The organism is Gymnodinialimonas sp. JB5-7, assembly GCF_055693405.1.
This window is the reverse complement of sequence record NZ_JBVFUX010000012.1, coordinates 1-18,001: the sequence shown is the minus strand read 5'-3', so window position 1 is coordinate 18,001 and position 18,001 is coordinate 1. Positions and strand designations below refer to the sequence as shown.

Here is an 18,001-nt window from a genome sequence, read left to right as displayed (position 1 = left end):
ACCCGCCCCATGAACGCGCTGCTGCCCAATGTCGATCCCGACGGCCTGCTGGAATATTCGGTCGTCTTCACCGACCGCTCGCTCAATTCGATGTCGAAATCCTTCCAGGGTGTGATGAACGACATCTCAGTCGATGCTGAAAACCGTCTACAACGCTGACGCCGTGGCGCTTGTGCCGGGCGGCGGAACCTTCGGGATGGAGGCTGTGGCCCGCCAATTCGCGCAAGACACCGACGTTTTGGTCGTGCGCAACGGCTGGTTCAGCTTTCGCTGGTCGCAAATCCTCGACGCGGGCGGCTTCGCGCGCGAGGTGACGGTGATGAAGGCGCGGCCCACCGGCAACGCAGCCCAATCGCCCTATGCGCCCGCGCCGATCGACGAAGTGACGGCAAAGATCCGCGACACCAAGCCGGGCATCGTTTTCGCGCCTCACGTGGAGACGTCCGCAGGTGTGATCCTGCCCGATGACTACATCAAGGCGCTGGCCGACGCCGCGCATGAGGTCGGGGCGCTGATGGTATTGGATTGCATCGCAAGTCGGGCTGCGCGTGGGTCGACATGAAGGCCACGGGCGTCGATGTCCTGATCTCCGCTCCGCAAAAGGGCTGGTCAGCGCAACCCTGCGCGGGCCTTGTCATGATGTCCGAGCGCGCCGTCGCGCGGATGGAGGAAACAGAGTCGAATTCCTTCGCCAGCAACCTCAAGGGCTGGCACAACATCATGAAAGCCTATGAAAATGGCGGCCATGCCTATCACGCCACCATGCCAACGGATGCTCTGCGCGTCTTCCGCGACACGATGGTCGAGACGCGCGAATTCGGCTTCGAGAAGTTGAAAGAGGCACAATGGGCCCTGGGCGATGGCGTGCGCGCGATGCTGGCTGAAAAGGGCATCGTGTCTGTCGCCGCCGAAGGTTTCGGCGCGCCGGGTGTGGTTGTCAGCTATACCAATGATCCCGCGATCAAATCCGGTGCAGCGTTCATGGAGCACGGGATGCAGATTGCGGCCGGTGTGCCGCTGCAGGTCGACGAGCCCGAGGGTTTCATGACCTTCCGCCTGGGTCTCTTCGGCCTCGATAAACTCTACGATGTCGACGCCGCGCTGGCGCGGCTCAAGGCCGTCCTCGACAAGGTTTTCGACTAGGTGTCAGCCGCGCGACGTCCCAAGTCCGGCGCGCATCAGCGTGCGCCGGATCGGGGTCGCCGTGTGCAAGAGCCCAAGGGTGCGCATGCGGAGGTCGCGCAAGGGTTGAATGCCCGTCATGGACGCGCGGTTCAGGGCATCAACACCCGCAACACGCGCCCGGATTTCGGGAAGGCGCGCGCGGTTGTAGCGGTCCAGCCCGGCCGCGCGGCCTGGGTCATCACGGTTGGCCTCGGCCTCGACCAGCAGCGCCTCAATATCGCCAAGGCTCATGTTCAGGCCCTGCGCTCCGATGGGCGGGACGACATGGGCGGCTTCGGCGACGAGGGCCGTCCGCTCCGCCGTCAGCCGTTCCGCGCGCTGGCTGATGATCGGCCAGATCGTGCGGCGCGAGGCCAGCTTTAGGGGGCCGTAAAGATGGGCAGAGCGCTCGGACATCTGCAGCCTCGAAGTCCGGCTCGGACAAAGCGGCGAGCCGCTGTGCCTCGGGACCCGTTTCCATCCAGACGATGGCCGAGCAAGGGCGCCCTCATGGTCGGGCAGCGGGACCAGTGTGAACGGGCCGCCTGTTCTGTGGATCTCGGTCGAGATATTGTCGTGCGGTGCGTCATGGGTGACGGCAAAGGCCAAGGCCTTTTGCCCGTACCGGGTTGTGTGCACCGGCACGCCGGCGGCCTCGCGCACCGGGGAATTGCGCCCATCTGCGGCGATGATCAGCTTGGCGCGCAGGCGTGTCCCGTCGCTTAGGCGGACGCGCGCCTCGGTCGCGCGGGTCAGGACATGGGCTGTGCCGATCCCGGACCGGAAGCTGGCGTTAGGCAGCGTTTCGATATGGGCTACCATTTCACGCCGTAGCAGCCAGTTGGGCAGGTTCCAGCCAAAGGGGGCCTCCGAGATGTCGGCGGCGTCGAAATCATGGGCTGCCCGTGCGACGGGATCGGGCCCACCGGCATCGACAATCCGCATGACCTGCAACGGCGTGGCGTGATCTGCAAGGCGCGGCCAGAGGCCAATGCGGTCCAGAAAGGCTTGGCTGGGTTGCAGGAACGCGGTGGTGCGCAAATCCGCGCCATCGCTGTCACGATCCGTGATCGGCGGAGAAGGGTCAGCGCACAGGGTTGTGAAACCCGCCTGTGCAAAGGCAATGGTCGCCGCCAGTCCGGCCACGCCGCCGCCCGAAATGAAGATGTCGAAGTCAGCCATATCGTTCATGCCTAGGAAGGTAGGGGCTGGCGCGCTGCGGGAAAGGCGGCAGACTGTCTCGGGCCGTTTTCAAAAGGGGCGGGCTGCGCCCGCATTCTGTTTACCTCGCAGGCCCGCCTCTGGGCGGTCCTGCTCAGGCCAGGGGCGCGGCCCCCTGGTGCGCCCCTTCCTGCCGGAACGGACGCTGACCCCCGAGGTATTTTTGAAACAAGGAAGTGCGCGATCACGCGAGCGTGCGGAGAAATTGGCCAAGGTCATCGGTGTGGTGATGGATATGGTCGGCCGGTTCGACCGCGGGTGCGACATGGATCGTGGTCAGGCCCATGGCATGGGGCACTTTGAGGTTGCGGGCCTCATCCTCGAACATCGCGGCGCGTGTCGGGGAAAGCCCGTCTTTTGCGAAGACGGTCTGAAACGCATCGGCGGAGGGTTTGGGGTGATATGCCGCGTGTTCCACGCCGTAGATCGCATCAAAGAGGTCCGACAGGCCGCGCGCGTGCGCGACGGCTTCGGCATAGGGGGCGGTGCCGTTGGTGTAGATGATCTTGCGCCCGGGCAGGGCAGCGATGGCTGATGCGAGGGCCGGATCGGGGGACAGGACGGAAAAGTCGATGTCGTGGACGGCGACAAGGTAGGGGGCGGGATCGATGGCGTGGTTCTGCATCAGACCGGCAAGCGTGGTGCCGTGTTGCGTGTAGTAGCTGTGGCGCAGATGGTCGGCCTCTGCCCGGCTGACGCCAAGCGTCTCCATCACCCATTGTGTCATCTTCGCATTGACTTGCGGGAAGAGCGCCATGGTTGGCGGATAAAGGGTATTGTCGAGGTCGAAGACCCAGGTTTCGATATCGGTCAGCTGTGCCATGGATGCGGGCTATCGGGCTGCGTCGCGATGGGCAAGTCACTGGACAGTTGCGGCGGGCCTCGCGTAGCGTCCGGAACGGGACTGTAAGGGAAGCGTGACATGAGCGACGTCAGTCAAAGAGACGCCTATGCGATGATCCTGGATGCGATTGATGCGGGCGTATACCGCCCCGGCGCGCGTCTGGTGGAAAGCGAGTTGGCCGAACGGTTCGGGGTCAGCCGCACGCCGATCCGGGAGGCGCTACAGCGGCTTGAGACGCAATCGCTTCTGACGCGCGATGGGCGGTCGTTGATCGTGGCCTCGCTCGATCACGGACAGATGGCGGAGCTTTACACGGTGCGCCAGGAGCTTGAGGGGCTGGCCGCGCGTCTGGCCGCCAAACACGCCGCCAGTGAAGAGGTGGCCGTTCTGCGGGATATGGTCGAACAGGACCGCGCGCTTCTGGGCGATCCGCAGGCCCTGGCGCGGGCCAACAAGCGCTTTCATCACCAGATCCATCTGGCCTCGCACAACCGCTATCTCGTGCAGCAGCTCGACCTTGTCTATCGCTCCATGGCGTTGATGGCGCGCACGTCGCTGGCGGCTGAGGGCCGGGGCGAGGATGCGCTGGCCGAGCATGAGGCGATTGTAGATGCCATTGCCGACCAGGATGGCGACCGCGCGGCGGACGCGCTGAAATCGCATTTGTCGACGGCCTTCAAGGTTCGTTTGAAGGAAGAGGCGCAGGGGGCCTAGGCGCTCACTCGGCGGCGTGGAGTTGCTTGTCTGCCGTGCCGGTGTTGGCGCTGTGGTCCGCCTCGGACCCGCCAAAGGCGCCGTGCGTTGTCTTGGCCCAGAAGAATGGCTTGGCCATCACCTCCACCAGTCCAACCCAAGCGGCCACCGTGCCGAACAGGTAGTACGGCTCGACCAATGGGGAGATGGGCCTAAGATGGCGCAGATGGGGGGCGCGGCAGGCATAAAGCGAGACGCCGATGGATAGCAGCAAGGCCCGCCAGCATCGCGCCACCCAGGATGAGATAGCCTGTTGGGGACAGCACCGCATCCAGCGGGTGCCAGAGGCCGAACATCTTGACCATGAAGCTCCACAAAAGCGGAGCGAAAAGAAAGCCAAGCACAGCCCCCAAAAACTGCACTTGCAAGGCGCAGAAGCGCATCGCACCCAATTCGCGCCAAAGCTCGGCCGGGCGGCGCATCGCGGCCCCCAGGTCATAAGGTAGCCCTTCAGCCAGCGGGAGCGTTGGCGGATCCACGGGGCCACGGCGGCATTGGCCTCCTCGAATGTGGTCGTGTCCACGATCTCGGTCTTGTAGCCTGCGCGCGCCAGACGCAGGCCCAGTTCGGCATCCTCGGTGACATTGTGCGCGTCCCAGGCCCCGACTTTTTCCAGAACGTCACGGCGCAGGAACAAGGTGGTGCCGCCCAGGGGCACCACAAGCCCGAGGCGCTGCACGCCCGGCAACAAAACCCGGAACCAGGCGGCGTATTCGACGGTAAACATCGCCGCCAGCCAGTTGTGGCGCGCATTGTAGTAATCAAGCCGCCCCTGCAGGCAGGCCACATCACGCGGCACTTCGGAAAAGCGCTGCACGACGCGGCGGATCTGGTCCGGTTCTGGCCGGTCTTCGGCGTCGTAAATGCCCACGATGTCGCCCCGGACATAGTTCAGCACATAGTTCAGGGCGCGCGGTTTGGTTTGCGGGTGGCCGCGCGGCACAATCACGGCACGCATCCAAGGGGGCAGGGTGCCCATGCGCAGGGCCGACAGGGTGAGGGGATCATCCTCTTCAATCGCGAGCAGGACGTCGAGGCGTTCAAGCGGATAATCAATCTGGCGCAACCGCTCGACCAGGGCACCGGCGACCTCCGGCTCTCGGAAGAGGGGCACGATGATTGAGACGGTGGGCAGATGCAGGAATTGGCTCTCTGCTTCGGGCGGGTCTTGTTGCTGGGACGCGGCGCGGACTGACGCGATCAGCGCTGCGACTTTCAGAATGCTATTGGCGGCGAAAACCGCAAGCGCCACCCCGAAGACCGCCACAGCAACAGCGTGAGGCGCCACGAGCAGGCCGAGCAAGACGGCAAGTGACGCGGCGATCACGATCCGGGCAAGCGCGCTGCCGCGCCAGGATCGGCAGGAATGGCGGGCGGGGACGCGCGCCTCGGCTTCGCGGGCCAGACGCGGGCCATAGACCCGGCGCTGCGCTTCGATCACTTGCGCGCGGGCGGCCAGTGCCTTGAGGATGCGGGTTCCGGGCGGAAGGGCGGCGCGCAGATCTTCGATGCGATCCGGACGGCTGGTGGCAATGACCAGCGTGGCCCCGCTGCTTTGCCAGATCACCGCTTCATGGGCGATGGCCGCCTTGGCCGGCAGATGCGGAGCAAGGCTTCGGTCCGGCGGCGTGGCGTCGAAATCGGCAAGGCCCACACCGTAGATATGGGTGAGCGCGGAGAGCAACTCAGCCTCGCTGATCGCGCCCTGGGTCAACAGCACTTGGCCGAGGGACAGCGTCGTGCCGCGCCGGGCCCGCCCAGCCCGGGCAAGATCTGCGGGGCTGATCAGGCCACGAACTTGCAGCAGGGCCGCAAGATGCTTGGCCTCATCATGGTGTTTCGGGGTCTGTTGCGCGGCCGGTGAGGCAAGGGCGCGCGCACGCGGGGCCGCGCGGGCCATGACAGACTTGGCCTGAGACCGCGCAGGCGGTATGCGTTCCTGGGGCAGGTCCCCGTCCAAAAATCGGCCCTTCATCTCGTCCTGTCTGCTTCAGGCTTGGACGAGGCTGGTTAACAAATCGTAAACGATTTGCCTCAAATGCCGATGACGGGTGCGAGGCGGGGCTTAGGCCGGGGTCTTGGCGCGCGCGTTCACAGCCTCGGCAAAGCGTTCGAACAGGTAGAAGCTGTCCTGGGGGCCGGGTGACGCCTCGGGGTGATGCTGAACGCTGAAAATCGGCTTTCCATCCACCGCGATCCCACAGTTCGAGCCGTCAAAGAGGCTCACATGGGTCTCGGATACGCCGTCGGGCAGGGTCTGGCTGTCGACGGTGAAGCCGTGGTTCATCGAAGTGATCTCGACCTTTCCGGTAGAGACCTCTTTGACGGGATGGTTCGCCCCGTGATGGCCGTGGTTCATCTTGACCGTCTTCGCGCCGAGCGCGAGCGCCAGCATTTGATGCCCGAGGCAAATGCCAAAGACAGGGATGTCGGCGTCGAGCACGCCTTTGATCATCGGCACGGCATATTCGCCGGTGGCCGCGGGGTCGCCGGGGCCGTTGGACAGGAAGACACCATCGGGCGATTGGGCCAAAACCTCCTCCGCCGTGGCGGTGGCGGGCATGACGGTCACGTCGAGGCCTGCGGAGGCGAGGCAGCGCAAGATGTTGCGCTTGGCGCCGTAATCCAATGCAACGACCTTGGGCGCGGGACCTTCGCGCCGCGTGTAGCCCTCGGGCCAGGCCCACCGCATTTCGTCCCAGCGGTAGGATTGGGCGCAGGTGACTTCCTTGGCGAGGTCGAGGCCCTCAAGCCCGCTGAACCCACGGGCGGCGGCGACCATGGCCTCAAGATCGAACTTGCCCTCGGGGTCATGGGCCATCGCCACATGGGGCGCGCCTTGCTGCCGGATCGCGCGGGTCAGCCGCCGCGTGTCGACGCCGCCGATGCCGATGCGGCCCGTGGCGGACAGCCAATCCACCAGATGCTTTTGCGCTCGCCAGTTCGATGGGTCGGTCACATCCCATTTCACGACCATACCCTCGGCCACAGGCTCCGCCGTTTCATCATCCTCCGTCGTGGTGCCGGTATTCCCGATATGGGGGAAGGTGAAGGTCACGATCTGGCCCGCATAGGACGGGTCGGTCATGATCTCCTGATAGCCGGTCATGGCGGTGTTGAAGCACAGCTCGGCCACGCGCATGCCAGTGGCGCCAAACCCGCGCCCGTAGAAAATGGTGCCATCGGCGAGGACGAGGCAGGCAGTGGGATGATCTTGAGATGCAGGGGCGGTCATGGGCAGCGGCTCCGGGTTCTGATGGCGGCAGGCGGGCAAACTTTCGGTGGTCTAAGGGCGGGCGCGGTGCGGGTCAAGGCTCGTGGGTTGCGCAGGGGCGATGCGATCCCTATCTAGGCGCCTTCGAGACATCGAAAGGTGGGGATAGACCCATGGGTTTGAGAACAAAGATCACCGACGGCATCAAATCGGCCATGCGCGAAAAGGATCAGGTGCGCCTGTCCACGCTGCGTCTGATCAATGCGGCTGTGAAGGATCAGGACATCGCCGCGCGTGCCAAAGGCAACGCGGACGGCGTCGATGACGGCGAAGTGCTGGCGATCCTGGCCAAGATGGTCAAGCAGCGCCAGGAAAGCGCACGCGCCTATGAAGAGGGCGGGCGGCTGGAACTGGCCGAGCAGGAGCAGGCGGAAATCGCCGTGATCGAGGATTTCCTGCCCCGCCAATTGTCCGAGGAAGAGTCTGAGGCCGCCGTTGAGGCGGCGATTGCCGAGGCGGGCGCGGACAGCATCCGCGACATGGGTCGCGTGATGGGCGCGCTGAAAGGCAAATATGCGGGCCAGATGGATTTTGGCGCAGTTGGCCCGATGGTGAAGGCGCGGCTGAGCTAAGAGCTGTCAAAAACTGGAATTGAAAGGGGCGGTTGCAGATGCATCCGCCCCTTTGCGTTGTCCCCTGCGGGGTTGCGCCCGCTTCGCGGTCGCGCAGAGTCCGGGGGCGGCAATTTTTCTTGCGAAAAATTGCGGGCGCATGTCGCAGGAGACGGGGAGAGAGATCAGCCGTTCGTGCCTTGGGTGACAAGGTCCGGCTGGCAGAGTTGGAACGGACCGCAGAAGGTGCCGGGCTCGGGGAAGCTGACATTGGGCATGGCGACGCTTTGGGCGGTTGCCTGGGCTGCAAAGCCAAGGACGATAAGGGCGGCGAGAAGGGTGGGGCGCATCGGGAAACTCCTGATCTGAAGTGCGTGTGATCAGAAGGATGGGTCTCCGCGCCCAGTCCGGCGCGCTATGTTTGGAAATCAGTGCAGATTTGCGCGGATCGGCGTGATGTTTTCAGGATCGGCGAGGTCGGCAACAAGATCTTCGCAGACCGTTCGGCGATATTCGGTCGGGCTTTGCCCGGTCTCCGCCCGGAAGGCACGGTTGAACGGCCCGAGGGAGGCGAAGCCCACATCATAGGCGATTTCCAGCACCGTTTTGCCGCACAGGTCCGGGTCCGCCAGCTGCGCTTTGGCGGCTTCGATCCGTTGGCGGTTGATGAAGCTGGAAAAGTTGCGATGCCCCAGCCCGCCATTAATGGCGCGGCGCAGGCGGTGCTCGGGCACGGCCAAGCGCGTGGCCAGGGCGCCGATTGTCAGACCCTCTTCGCGCCAGATGCCTTCGGCCATGGCCGTCTCCAACCTGTTGATCAGGGGGCGTCCGGGTCTTGTGGGGCGGGCTTGGGCGCGGGGCTTGGCGGCGCGCCCTGATCGCTGGGCCAGAGCGTCACGTCGGGGCTGAGGATCCAGAGCGCGAAGGCAAAGGTCACGGCGAAGATGCCGGTGGACTTAAGAAGCGCGAGCGCTGTGGTGCCTTCCTCCAGCAATCCAAAGGCCTGTGAGCCTGTCAGGATCAGGCCAAGCCCTGCGATTGCGGCCGCAAAGCCCGGTCGCGCGCGGCAGCGGCACTCCACGAGATCATCGCGCGATGACCAAAGCGCCAGCACGAAAAGCGCGCCGTAGAGCGCCATGCCGGAAAAGGCACACAGATAGGCCAGCGGCGCGTCGGGCATGATCTGATGCAGGTAGAACAGGGCGGAGACGATGGAGGAGGCAACGAGCCACGGCCAGCGACGCAGGGGCGGGTCGAGGAAGATTGTGACGATCAGCCAGGTCACCGCGTTGGGGGAGAGGCTTGCCAGCAGCGTCAGGTTCGCGCTGAGCGCGGCAGGGAAGCCCAGGGGCATCAGCGTGGTGTTCAGGAGGAAGGCGGATTCGGTTGCGGCCACGGCGATAAAGGAAATGCGGCCTTCCCATCCGATGCGGGTTTGGCGAACCAGCAGGACGGCCAGCAGGACCATCAGGGCGATGGAGGCTATGCGCAGGGCAAGGTCTAGGATTTCCATGGGCAAAGCGCTCCCGATCCGAGTAATGGAGGGAAGATAACCGTGGCCCGCCGGTTTTGCGCACCGATTTCTCAAAACGGGCCGATTTTCAGGAATCGGCGGGTGGGTTGGGACCGGAAAAGTCCACAGATAAGGAAGGCGGCGCCGCCCGATGGCGGATCGGTTTGCCGGGGTGGTGCCCCGACGTTGCGCGTTGTGTCTGACCTCGGCCCAATGAGGGGGCTGTCTTTGACCAGACGCAAACCCTCATGATCCTGCCCGAAGCGCTGATGCTTTCGCACGCCCCGGAATTTGGTCGACCGACACTTTTTGTCCCGTGGTCGGGTTAAGGAAGAATGAAGGAGATTGAGAAAATGCGCGCGGTCAGACCGGGCGCAGGTTGGCCTCGATCAGACCTCTAAGCTCGACCCGTTCCAGGGGCGTCAGGAACCGGCCCAGTTCGACCTCCCGCGCGCCCCCGTGAGGGTCAGGTAATTCGGCACCGGCCCGCCCTTTTTGTGCAGCGTCGCGCGCACCCAGTAAGGGTTGGCTTCCCAATCCTTCATGTCACGCTTGCGCTCGTGCCGTTCGATGCGGATCAGGTCATCCCAGACGGTGACTTCCTCATAAAGGTCCATATCGCGCCAGGACCGTTTCAGCGCTGCCCAGACGCCCCACATTGCTACGACAAGGAAGGGCAGGAGGGCCCAGAAGACCGAGGTGCCGAGGATGGAGAAGAGGGGGACGGAGATCAGCGCTGCGGTCACGCCGATGAACCACACGAACCCCTCGGGAGTGAGGGATTTGTAGGGCGTCAGGATCAACCGCAGGCGCGGGGTGCCTTTGGGGTTGGTCAGGGGCTCGGCGGATTGGATCGGCATACGCGTATTGTGTATCGCCCGACCGCTGGGGCAAGCGGCAAAACGGTCGCATATCGCAGATCTTTTGCCGATCAGGCGGACGGCCGCGTCCACAGCCCTGCCATGCGCAGCATCGTCGCGATGGCAAAGACAAGCAGATACGCCATCACGAGCCCTGCGGATGCAAATGCCAGAGCCACATCAAGCGACGAGACCAGAGTATAGTCGACATCACCGAGCGCGACCGCGGCGGAGGGCGCGTTGGCATCGGGCTGTGTGGCGCGTAGCCAAAGGACCAGAGCCTGAATGGCGCTATACGCACCCAGCAGAAGAGCGCCGGCGCTTTTGATCCAGGCGCGGGTGTGGCGCATCATGATGAGATACATGGCAAGACCGATCACGAGCATCGTGGCGACCCGTTGGATATAAGTGTCCATCGCTGCGCCCGCCTGCGGGCTGACTGCCGCTGCGGATTGTGCTGCCAAATAGGCGCAAATGCCGAAGGCGATCATGCAGATGACTAGCGCATATTCAAACCAGCGCATGGGACCCCGATCGGTTGCAAGTGCGATGCTATTTGCAGATTGATATCGGCAGGTCCCAAACGCAATAGGCGCCCCGCAGGGCGCCTATCGTTGATTTGTCTGGGCGCATCAGTGGCCCGGTTGCTTGTCCCACATCTCGCGTGTCGGAAGCTCCTCGAAGGTGTGCTCCGGCGGTGGGTTGGGCAGGGTCCATTCCAGCGTATCGGCGTGATCGCCCCAATAGGCGGGCTCCGTCACCTTGCGACCAGCGGCCAAGGTGTAGAACACGATGCCGATGAAGAAGATGAACGAGGCGAAGGACATGAAGGCGCCGATCGACGACCACCAGTTCCAGAGGGCAAAGGCCTCAGGATAGTCGATGTAGCGACGTGGCATGCCCTGGCGGCCCAGGAAGTGCTGCGGGAAGAACGTCAGGTTTGCGCCGATGAAGAACACCCAGAAGTGCAGCTTACCGGCCCATTCCGGGTACTGACGCCCCGACATCTTGGCCATCCAGTAGTAGACGGCGGCGAAGATACCGAAGACCGCACCCAAGCTCATCACATAGTGGAAGTGGGCCACAACGTAGTAGGTGTCGTGATAGGCCCGGTCCACACCGGCCTGCGACAGGATGATGCCGGTCGTGCCGCCGAGGGTGAAGAGGAAGATGAAGCCGATGGCAAACAGCATCGGTGTCTTGAACGTCACCGAGCCCATCCACATCGTTGCGATCCACGAGAAGATCTTGATGCCCGTGGGCACAGCGATCACCATCGTGGCCACCATGAAGTAGGCCTGCTGCGTGAGCGTCATGCCGACTGTGTACATGTGGTGCGCCCAGACGACGAAGCCCAGACCACCGATTGCCACCAGCGCGTAAACCATCGGCAGGTAGCCGAAGATCGGCTTCTTGGAGAAGGTCGCCACAACGTGGGAGATCACGCCAAACGCGGGCAGGATCACGATGTACACCTCGGGGTGACCGAAGAACCAGAAGATGTGCTGGAACAGGATCGGGTCCCCGCCACCGGCTGGATCGAAGAACGCCGTGCCGAAGTTACGGTCGGTCAGCAGCATGGTGATCGCCCCCGCCAGAACCGGCAGCGACAGCAGAAGCAACCATGCGGTGACGAACACCGACCACGCAAAGAGCGGCACCTTGTGCAGCGTCATGCCCGGTGCGCGCATGTTCAGGAAGGTGGTGATAAAGTTGATCGAGCCAAGGATCGACGAGGCGCCCGAGACGTGGATGGCAAAGATCGCGAAGTCCACGGCGCGGCTCGTCTCGACCCCTTGGGCGGAGATCGGCGGATAGAACGTCCAGCCCGGCCCGGCCCCGCCGTCGATGAACGTGGCGCAGAAGGCCAGCGAGGTGCCCGCAACATACATCCAGTAGGACAAGTTGTTCAGGCGCGGGAACGCCATGTCGGGCGCGCCGATCATCAGCGGCATGAAGTAGTTGCCGAAGCCGCCGAAGAGGGCGGGAATGACGACAAAGAACATCATCAGGACGCCGTGGCCCGTGATCATCACGTTCCACAGATGGCCGTCAGGGTTGCCGTCCAGCTGGTCCAGAGTTCCCAACAAAACCTGGGCTTGCTCGGGTGTGGCCGATGCAATCAGGCCCTCAAAGGCTGCAACCATCTCACCGCGCACGGAGCCGCCCGAGAAGTCGGCCATCATCGTGCCGTCGATCACAACCTCAGCGTTTTCACCAACGCCTGTCGCGGCGGCAAGCAAACCACTTTCGATTTCAGCCAGTTGCGGCCCCATCGAGGCGCCACCGACTTCGCTCAGATCCGAAAGAAGATCCGCGAAAATCGCTGAAATGGCGTCCGGCGATGCCGAGAAAGCCTCGTACATCAACTGAACACCGGGCTCCATCAGCTCCATCCGCATGTAGACGGTGAAAGCCACCGACACGAGGCCAACAAGGCCCGCGGTGAAGAGGTAAAGGATACCAATGTCTTTGTGGTTGGTGGACATGAACCACCGAACAAAGAAGTTCGGGCGGTCGTGTCCCTCGTGCCCTGAGAGCGTGGCGTCTGCCATGGTCGTCTCCTGTTCGCGTCTTACTGCGCTTTGATGCCTGCGCCCGTCTGAAGGGCGATCGGCTGGTCTGGCGCTTCGGCACCACGATAGGTCCCGAAATCGAGTCTCTTGGCAGTGGGTTTAGTGCGCCCGGGTATACGGATCAACGCGACATCTCGCGCTTACGTGAAGATCGGGTGGGTAAAATTGGCGCAGGGACGGAGATTCACACCCTGGACGTTCTTGGCTCTTGGCTAGAAGCGATGAGCCACGCCAACGGAGAGGTAGCTCTCGGACTGCACACCACGTTCAACAAATGCGGACGTTTCGCGTCCTCGGAAGTCGAGAAACGTGTCGAACCCATTGACGATGCCCGAAAAACCTTCAACGCCGAGTTCCATGGTCAGAAATGTCTGCGCGGACACAGCATGTTCCAGGCGTGCAGTGAAAGCGTATGAAATCACTCCGGTTTCGCCGCTTGCGGAAGCCTGTTGATCGACTCCACCACCGCTGGAGTTCAGGAAATCATAGTCGTAGGAATTTGCCAGCACGCCGAGTGAAGCTCCAAACCGCACACCGGTCCTATCGGATAGTGACGTGTAGTCCGATGCACGCACCATGACCCCAAACATGCGATTGGTCGCATCGACGTTTATTATGCGGGCACCTGCGTTGCGCACAAGCAGGCTGCTCTGTTCCAACAGACCAGCTTGGATACCGGCGCCAATCGTGACTCCGCCAATTTCAGCAAAATCAACACCCGCAGACGCAAGCAAAGTGCGATGCTCGAAATCGAACGCGTAACGATCGCCGCCGATAATCTGGAACCCATCATCAAAGGAGCCCGGGAAAGCGCTGCCTGCCAAGGTCAGGACCTGTTCTGCCGAGGTTTCGCTGAAAGAAATGTCAACGAACCCACGTAGGTCACTCGTAATATTGCGGCTGAACGAGAGATCCGCGCGCGCACCATTCCCGATATCCAGAAGGCTCGTGCTGGCGATCGTCGGTCCTGGCACAGCTGCGAGCGATGCATTATTTGGCGTGGTGAGTTGGTCCTGAAGCGTGTTCATCGTGTGGGCGGCGCCGATGCTGAACTCAAGCACAGTGCCGGTGGCAAGCGGGTCATCTTGCGCGGCCGCCGTTCCCGGCAAAGCAATCAAACCAATCGATGCCAAAGCGCAGACACGGCGCAGATCTCTCAAAGCAGCCATAGTAACCCCCAAACTATGATGCGCGGAACATCTCACGTATCGCTGGGAACGAGAATTCTGAATAGTGAATATACTGTGATTGTAACGCGTACGACACAGTACGGGTCAGCGCTGATTGTCGGAACGGCGCCCTCCAAGCGCCCCGTCGAACGTCCGCTTCAACGCCACGTCCAGATCATTCATCGTCACCGGCAAGCCCAGATCGACGAGGGAGGTGACGCCATGGCCCTCGATACCGCAGGGGACGATGCCGTCGAAATGACTCAGGTCGGGCTCCACGTTGATCGAGATGCCGTGGAACGACACCCATTTGCGCATCCGCACGCCAATGGCGGCGATCTTGTCTTCGCGGGGGCTTCCGTCGGGCAGGGGGCTTTTTCGGGCCGCGTGACCCAGACGCCGACGCGGCCCTCACGAATTTCGCCCTGCACGTTGAACTCGGCCAGGGCGGCGATCACCCAGGCCTCCAACTGCTCCACATAGCGGCGCACATCGCGGCCGCGTTTGGACAGATCGAGCATCACGTAGGCCACGCGCTGGCCCGGCCCGTGATAGGTATATTGCCCGCCGCGCCTTGTCTGGAAGACGGGGAAACGGTCCGGGTCCTTGAGGTCCTTGGGCTCGGCCGAGGTGCCGGCGGTGTAAAGCGGCGGGTGTTCCAGCAGCCACACAGCCTCTCCTGCTTCACCGCGCGCGATGGCGTTGGCGCGGGCCTCCATCTCGGTCACGGCGAGGTCGTAGGGGACGGGCTTGTCAGAGGTGATCCATTCGACCATGGCCTACCGGGGCAAAAGCCCCGCCTCCCTGATCGCCGGCACATTGGCGCGACTGACTGGAATTTCGCTGCGGTCTGAAAGGGTTACGATCGCACGATCGCCATCGCGGCGTGCTGCTTTAACGGCATCAAGAGCCACCCAGTGGGAACGGTGGACCCGCAGGCCGCTGGTCGGTGCAGCTTCACGGATGGCATCGGCAAGGCGGATCAGGATCATCTCCTCCCCTTGGTGGTGCGGATGCGCGTGTAGTGATCTTCCGACGACAGCAACACAAGGGGGCCGCGTTTTTCAAGCGGCAGGCGGTCCAGCAGGGCCGGGGCGCGGATTTCAGGCGCAGGTGCGGGGTCAGTCAGAACCTCAAAGATAATCGTCACGATCAGAGCAGTTGCGAAGAATTGCACCAGCAGCGGCGGCCAATCGCCCGAGGCGGGGATATAGGCAAAGGTCACGTAGTTCAGTGCCAACACCACCGGCGTGATGCCGATGCCGGTGGCGAGGCCGACTGCGACCACGCGCACCACGACGTGCTGGCCCGTGACCCAGTTTCGCATCAGCGCGTTTGCGGCAAAGCCCACTGAATAGGTCAACGCGACCATGGCCAGCCAATAGGCGAAACGGGGGAACAGGGTCAGGCGCGTGTTGGTCTCAAACGGGCCGAATATCGTCAGCAGTGCCGCAATGCCTGCCACAATCACCCACGTGACCGGTTTGGTCGCAAGCGCCCGCCATTCACGAAGCGCGGATGGCGGGTTGGGGTCGTTCACGAAACTCTCCGGGTCATTGGCGCATGCAGACTTGTGTGCGGGTGGGGGGAAGGTGCCAGAGGGTCTTCGCAATCACAAGCGATGCCGTTTTCGTCCGAAGAGGGAGACTTTGACCATGACTCTGGACCCGATCCTGTTCGCCCCCGCTGCCGTGCAAATCCATGTGGCGGCGGGCCTGCTTGCCCTGAGCCTTGGCCCTGTCGCCCTTTCTCGCAAGAAACGCGACCGGCTGCACAAGACCATGGGGTATGTCTGGATTGTTGCGATGACCGTGCTTGCCGTTACCGCATTCTTTATCGAGGCGGTCGTGCTGCCCCTTGTTGGTCCGTTCGGCCCGATCCACCTGTTCGGCGTCTGGGCCTTGATCTCGATCTATCAGGGGATGGAAGCGATCCTTCGCGGTCAGGTCTGGCGGCATCAGGCGATCATGCGCGCGCTCTACTGGCAGGCGCTTGGCATCACGAGCTTGCTGACACTTCTGCCCGGGCGGCGATTCAACGAGATGCTGTTCGGTGACGCGCCGGAAATGGGCTTTGTGGCGATTGCACTTGCGGTTGTGACCTTCGCGTTCATCCGTGGCCGCCAACGGCTATTTCCGGCGAAGTAGGGTTTTCCCCATCGGGAGTCGGCGATTCGCCTGTTAAGGTGTATAGGAGAGAGATTACCCCTTCTGCTGCCCCGGAGAGTTTTCCATGTTTTCGAAGTATTTGACCACGACATCGCTTATTGCAGCGATTGCATTGACCCCCATCGCTTCGGCCCCCGCACAAGCCCAGGTTGACGATGCCCGCGGCCTGATTGGTGGCCTTTTGTTGGGCGGTGCGATCCTGGGTGGCATTGCCGCCTCGCAACAGCCGCAGCGCCCGCCGCAGGTGATCCGCCCGGCGCCGCCCCCTCAGGTCCAACCGCCCGCCGCGACGCCGCGCCCGCCTTCGCAGCCGCGTCCGCAGGCGACCTACAATCCGCCGCGCCCTGCGATCCCGGCGACTGAAGCTGGCCGACAGGTCCAGACGGCGCTGAACTATTTCGGCTTTAACGCAGGCTTCGTGGATGGCCAGGTTGGCCCCGCGACCCGCGCAGCGGTCGAGCGTTACCAAGCCGCCCTGGGCTATCCCGTAAATGGCCGTTCGTTCCCTGAGCCACAGGCGCAGTACCTGATTGGTGCCTATCTGTGGGCGACCAATGGTGGTGCCGCGCAGGCCGGCGGTTTGACCGGTGCGCCTCTTCTGGTTGCCTACCGTGACGTGCTGAACGGCACGACTGGCCCGACCGTTGCAGGCAATCCGGGCGGGTCGACCACAACCGTGATCGTGAACCCCGCCACCACCACCGTGGTGCCTGAAGGCGGCGCCCCTGTCACGACGGCATCGGCCACTGGTGCAACCGAGGTTCCCAACCTCTTCGCCGGGGCCTCTGACGCGCCCGTTCTGTCGTCGCGCTGTGACGCCGTCGCCCTTCAGGGCCAGGCCAATGGCGGGATGATGACCCTCGGCAACCTGAGCAATCCCGGCTTTGCGCTGTCCGAGCAGTTCTGCACGGCGCGTGCCAGTGCCGTGAACCAGGGCCATGACCTGACCGAAGCCATTGTGGGCATGACGTATGAGCAGATCTCGGTCCAGTGCCAGGGCTTCTCGGACGCCGTTTCGGCGCAGGCGAGTCTTGTGGGCATTGTTAGCCCGCAGCAGGCAACCGCCGCCGCGCAGGGCTTTGCGATCACCACCGGCATTCCGCAGGCCGAGCTGGCCGCAACCGCACGCGTCTGCCTTGGCGTCGGCTATGGCGCCGATGACATGCAGATGGCTTTGGGCTCGGCCCTGATCCTCGTGGCCTCGGGTGAGCCTGCCTATGGCGAGCTTCTGGGCCACCACCTGCGCGAGGGCTATGGCGTGACGCAGGACGAGCATCGCGCCCATGAATGGTATGATGCCTCGCTCAACGCGCTGGCCGCCGGTGCCCCTGCTGTGTTCAGCCCTCGGACGCGGGCCGCCTTCCGCTGATCCGTCAGGCCGTGGCCGTGACCTTTGGTGGGCAGCTTCAGCCGACGCCGACCGCGCTTCAGCCGCAGGTGCCGGTGATCCCGGGTGCCGCGACCTTTGCCCCGCAGGCCGTCGCTCCGGCGCCGACCCTCGCACCGCAAGCCGTGGCTCCCGCGCCGCAGCAGGTGGCTGGCGTGCAACCCGCCCCCGTTCAGGTGCCCGCGCCCGCGCCCGTTGGCAATGAGCCCACGATCGAGCCTCTGATCTCGCAAGAGCCAAACATCACCGCTCTCGGGGGTGTCCAGCAGTTCCAGGTGGATCAGTAAGCCCGCCATTTCCTGACCTTGAACGGCGCGCCCCATCGGCGCGCCGTTTTCGTTTGGTCAAGCGCCCTGAAAAAAGTGGCCCCTTGCGCCGTTCGCCCCCTTCACAAGCCTGAGCGGAGCGGCTAGAGAGCGGCGCACTACCTGATCACGTGCGGTCGTGGCGGAATTGGTAGACGCGCAGCGTTGAGGTCGCTGTGGGGTAACTCCCGTGGAAGTTCGAGTCTTCTCGACCGC

Annotated in this window: 18 protein-coding genes, 1 tRNA gene and 2 pseudogenes; 7 read left to right on the top strand and 14 right to left on the bottom strand. The window is 63.4% G+C overall.

All coding sequences use genetic code 11. The features are described 5' to 3' along the window. The first annotated feature begins 9 nt into the window (after positions 1 to 9). Positions 10 to 1,143 (top strand): annotated as a pseudogene (locus ACZ1HK_RS07575) (aminotransferase class V-fold PLP-dependent enzyme). A 3-nt stretch (positions 1,144 to 1,146) separates the two neighbouring features. Here the strand turns inward: ACZ1HK_RS07575 and ACZ1HK_RS07570 are convergent. Further along, on the bottom strand, positions 1,147 to 2,346 hold the full coding sequence (locus tag ACZ1HK_RS07570; protein ID WP_472628185.1) for a UbiH/UbiF family hydroxylase: 1,200 nt from the start codon (positions 2,344 to 2,346) through the stop codon (positions 1,147 to 1,149). 223 nt (positions 2,347 to 2,569) lie between these two features. Next, positions 2,570 to 3,208 (bottom strand): pyrimidine 5'-nucleotidase, encoded by a 639-nt coding sequence (locus tag ACZ1HK_RS07565; protein WP_472628184.1) that lies wholly within the window; start codon positions 3,206 to 3,208, stop codon positions 2,570 to 2,572. 99 nt (positions 3,209 to 3,307) lie between these two features. Here ACZ1HK_RS07565 and ACZ1HK_RS07560 point away from each other — a divergent pair, with 99 nt between their 5' ends. After that, a complete protein-coding gene (locus tag ACZ1HK_RS07560; protein WP_472628183.1) occupies positions 3,308 to 3,943 on the top strand; it encodes a GntR family transcriptional regulator in 636 nt (211 codons plus the stop codon). A 4-nt stretch (positions 3,944 to 3,947) separates the two neighbouring features. Here ACZ1HK_RS07560 and ACZ1HK_RS07555 read toward each other — a convergent pair whose 3' ends face one another. Continuing rightward, positions 3,948 to 5,957: a glycosyltransferase gene (locus ACZ1HK_RS07555; RefSeq protein WP_472628182.1), complete on the bottom strand. Its 2,010-nt coding sequence runs from the start codon at positions 5,955 to 5,957 to the stop codon at positions 3,948 to 3,950. A gap of 90 nt (positions 5,958 to 6,047) precedes the next feature. Continuing rightward, entirely contained in the window at positions 6,048 to 7,217 is a 1,170-nt protein-coding gene (gene carA, locus ACZ1HK_RS07550; RefSeq protein WP_472628181.1) for a glutamine-hydrolyzing carbamoyl-phosphate synthase small subunit, read from the bottom strand. Between the two features lie 152 nt (positions 7,218 to 7,369). On the opposite strand from carA, the gene ACZ1HK_RS07545 reads away from it, so the two are divergent. After that, entirely contained in the window at positions 7,370 to 7,828 is a 459-nt protein-coding gene (locus ACZ1HK_RS07545) for a GatB/YqeY domain-containing protein (protein WP_472628180.1), read from the top strand. Positions 7,829 to 7,992: 164 nt separating this feature from the next. Here ACZ1HK_RS07545 and ACZ1HK_RS07540 read toward each other — a convergent pair whose 3' ends face one another. The 10 genes and pseudogenes from ACZ1HK_RS07540 to ACZ1HK_RS07495 all read right to left on the bottom strand — a co-directional run bounded on the left by ACZ1HK_RS07540 (position 7,993) and on the right by ACZ1HK_RS07495 (position 15,465). Next, complete coding sequence (locus tag ACZ1HK_RS07540) at positions 7,993 to 8,157, bottom strand: hypothetical protein (RefSeq protein WP_472628179.1); 165 nt, start codon at positions 8,155 to 8,157, stop codon at positions 7,993 to 7,995. Between the two features lie 78 nt (positions 8,158 to 8,235). Then, entirely contained in the window at positions 8,236 to 8,604 is a 369-nt protein-coding gene (locus ACZ1HK_RS07535) for a helix-turn-helix domain-containing protein (protein ID WP_472628178.1), read from the bottom strand. Positions 8,605 to 8,624: 20 nt separating this feature from the next. After that, the gene (locus ACZ1HK_RS07530; protein ID WP_472628177.1) at positions 8,625 to 9,320 is read right to left on the bottom strand and encodes a hypothetical protein; all 696 of its coding nucleotides are present in this window, start codon (positions 9,318 to 9,320) and stop codon (positions 8,625 to 8,627) included. A gap of 422 nt (positions 9,321 to 9,742) precedes the next feature. Further along, positions 9,743 to 10,180, bottom strand: a complete 438-nt coding sequence (locus tag ACZ1HK_RS07525; RefSeq protein ID WP_472628176.1) for a DUF2244 domain-containing protein — start codon at positions 10,178 to 10,180, stop codon at positions 9,743 to 9,745. A gap of 71 nt (positions 10,181 to 10,251) precedes the next feature. Beyond that, a complete protein-coding gene (locus ACZ1HK_RS07520) occupies positions 10,252 to 10,704 on the bottom strand; it encodes a hypothetical protein (protein ID WP_472628175.1) in 453 nt (150 codons plus the stop codon). Between the two features lie 108 nt (positions 10,705 to 10,812). Continuing rightward, the gene (locus ACZ1HK_RS07515; protein WP_472628174.1) at positions 10,813 to 12,735 is read right to left on the bottom strand and encodes a cytochrome c oxidase subunit I; all 1,923 of its coding nucleotides are present in this window, start codon (positions 12,733 to 12,735) and stop codon (positions 10,813 to 10,815) included. A gap of 233 nt (positions 12,736 to 12,968) precedes the next feature. Next, a complete protein-coding gene (locus ACZ1HK_RS07510) occupies positions 12,969 to 13,925 on the bottom strand; it encodes a hypothetical protein (protein WP_472628173.1) in 957 nt (318 codons plus the stop codon). A 105-nt stretch (positions 13,926 to 14,030) separates the two neighbouring features. After that, positions 14,031 to 14,701, bottom strand: a pseudogene (lipB, locus tag ACZ1HK_RS07505) (lipoyl(octanoyl) transferase LipB). Positions 14,702 to 14,704: 3 nt separating this feature from the next. Continuing rightward, positions 14,705 to 14,917: a LytTR family DNA-binding domain-containing protein gene (locus ACZ1HK_RS07500; RefSeq protein ID WP_472628172.1), complete on the bottom strand. Its 213-nt coding sequence runs from the start codon at positions 14,915 to 14,917 to the stop codon at positions 14,705 to 14,707. Beyond that, positions 14,914 to 15,465: a hypothetical protein gene (locus ACZ1HK_RS07495; protein ID WP_472628171.1), complete on the bottom strand. Its 552-nt coding sequence runs from the start codon at positions 15,463 to 15,465 to the stop codon at positions 14,914 to 14,916. Before ACZ1HK_RS07495 ends, ACZ1HK_RS07500 begins: the two co-directional genes overlap by 4 nt. 115 nt (positions 15,466 to 15,580) lie before the next feature. On the opposite strand from ACZ1HK_RS07495, the gene ACZ1HK_RS07490 reads away from it, so the two are divergent. From ACZ1HK_RS07490 to ACZ1HK_RS07475, 4 genes are all read left to right on the top strand, one after another. Then, on the top strand, positions 15,581 to 16,072 hold the full coding sequence (locus tag ACZ1HK_RS07490) for a DUF2306 domain-containing protein (protein WP_472630803.1): 492 nt from the start codon (positions 15,581 to 15,583) through the stop codon (positions 16,070 to 16,072). An 85-nt stretch (positions 16,073 to 16,157) separates the two neighbouring features. Next, positions 16,158 to 17,462, top strand: coding sequence for a peptidoglycan-binding domain-containing protein (locus ACZ1HK_RS07485; protein ID WP_472628170.1), 1,305 nt, complete (start codon positions 16,158 to 16,160; stop codon positions 17,460 to 17,462). A 17-nt stretch (positions 17,463 to 17,479) separates the two neighbouring features. Next, on the top strand, positions 17,480 to 17,767 hold the full coding sequence (locus ACZ1HK_RS07480) for a hypothetical protein (RefSeq protein ID WP_472628169.1): 288 nt from the start codon (positions 17,480 to 17,482) through the stop codon (positions 17,765 to 17,767). A gap of 151 nt (positions 17,768 to 17,918) precedes the next feature. Continuing rightward, positions 17,919 to 18,001 (top strand) — tRNA-Leu (locus tag ACZ1HK_RS07475).

What these genes read in the sequence shown, in the direction of transcription:
- ACZ1HK_RS07570 (WP_472628185.1), bottom strand. Translation starts at nt 2,346, where the DNA reads ATGGCTGACTTCGACATCTTCATTTCGGGCGGCGGCGTGGCCGGACTG.
- ACZ1HK_RS07565 (WP_472628184.1), bottom strand. Translation starts at nt 3,208, where the DNA reads ATGGCACAGCTGACCGATATCGAAACCTGGGTCTTCGACCTCGACAAT.
- ACZ1HK_RS07560 (WP_472628183.1), top strand. Translation starts at nt 3,308, where the DNA reads ATGAGCGACGTCAGTCAAAGAGACGCCTATGCGATGATCCTGGATGCG.
- ACZ1HK_RS07555 (WP_472628182.1), bottom strand. Translation starts at nt 5,957, where the DNA reads ATGAAGGGCCGATTTTTGGACGGGGACCTGCCCCAGGAACGCATACCG.
- carA (WP_472628181.1), bottom strand. Translation starts at nt 7,217, where the DNA reads ATGACCGCCCCTGCATCTCAAGATCATCCCACTGCCTGCCTCGTCCTC.
- ACZ1HK_RS07545 (WP_472628180.1), top strand. Translation starts at nt 7,370, where the DNA reads ATGGGTTTGAGAACAAAGATCACCGACGGCATCAAATCGGCCATGCGC.
- ACZ1HK_RS07540 (WP_472628179.1), bottom strand. Translation starts at nt 8,157, where the DNA reads ATGCGCCCCACCCTTCTCGCCGCCCTTATCGTCCTTGGCTTTGCAGCC.
- ACZ1HK_RS07535 (WP_472628178.1), bottom strand. Translation starts at nt 8,604, where the DNA reads ATGGCCGAAGGCATCTGGCGCGAAGAGGGTCTGACAATCGGCGCCCTG.
- ACZ1HK_RS07530 (WP_472628177.1), bottom strand. Translation starts at nt 9,320, where the DNA reads ATGGAAATCCTAGACCTTGCCCTGCGCATAGCCTCCATCGCCCTGATG.
- ACZ1HK_RS07525 (WP_472628176.1), bottom strand. Translation starts at nt 10,180, where the DNA reads ATGCCGATCCAATCCGCCGAGCCCCTGACCAACCCCAAAGGCACCCCG.
- ACZ1HK_RS07520 (WP_472628175.1), bottom strand. Translation starts at nt 10,704, where the DNA reads ATGCGCTGGTTTGAATATGCGCTAGTCATCTGCATGATCGCCTTCGGC.
- ACZ1HK_RS07515 (WP_472628174.1), bottom strand. Translation starts at nt 12,735, where the DNA reads ATGGCAGACGCCACGCTCTCAGGGCACGAGGGACACGACCGCCCGAAC.
- ACZ1HK_RS07510 (WP_472628173.1), bottom strand. Translation starts at nt 13,925, where the DNA reads ATGGCTGCTTTGAGAGATCTGCGCCGTGTCTGCGCTTTGGCATCGATT.
- ACZ1HK_RS07500 (WP_472628172.1), bottom strand. Translation starts at nt 14,917, where the DNA reads ATGATCCTGATCCGCCTTGCCGATGCCATCCGTGAAGCTGCACCGACC.
- ACZ1HK_RS07490 (WP_472630803.1), top strand. Translation starts at nt 15,581, where the DNA reads ATGACTCTGGACCCGATCCTGTTCGCCCCCGCTGCCGTGCAAATCCAT.
- ACZ1HK_RS07485 (WP_472628170.1), top strand. Translation starts at nt 16,158, where the DNA reads ATGTTTTCGAAGTATTTGACCACGACATCGCTTATTGCAGCGATTGCA.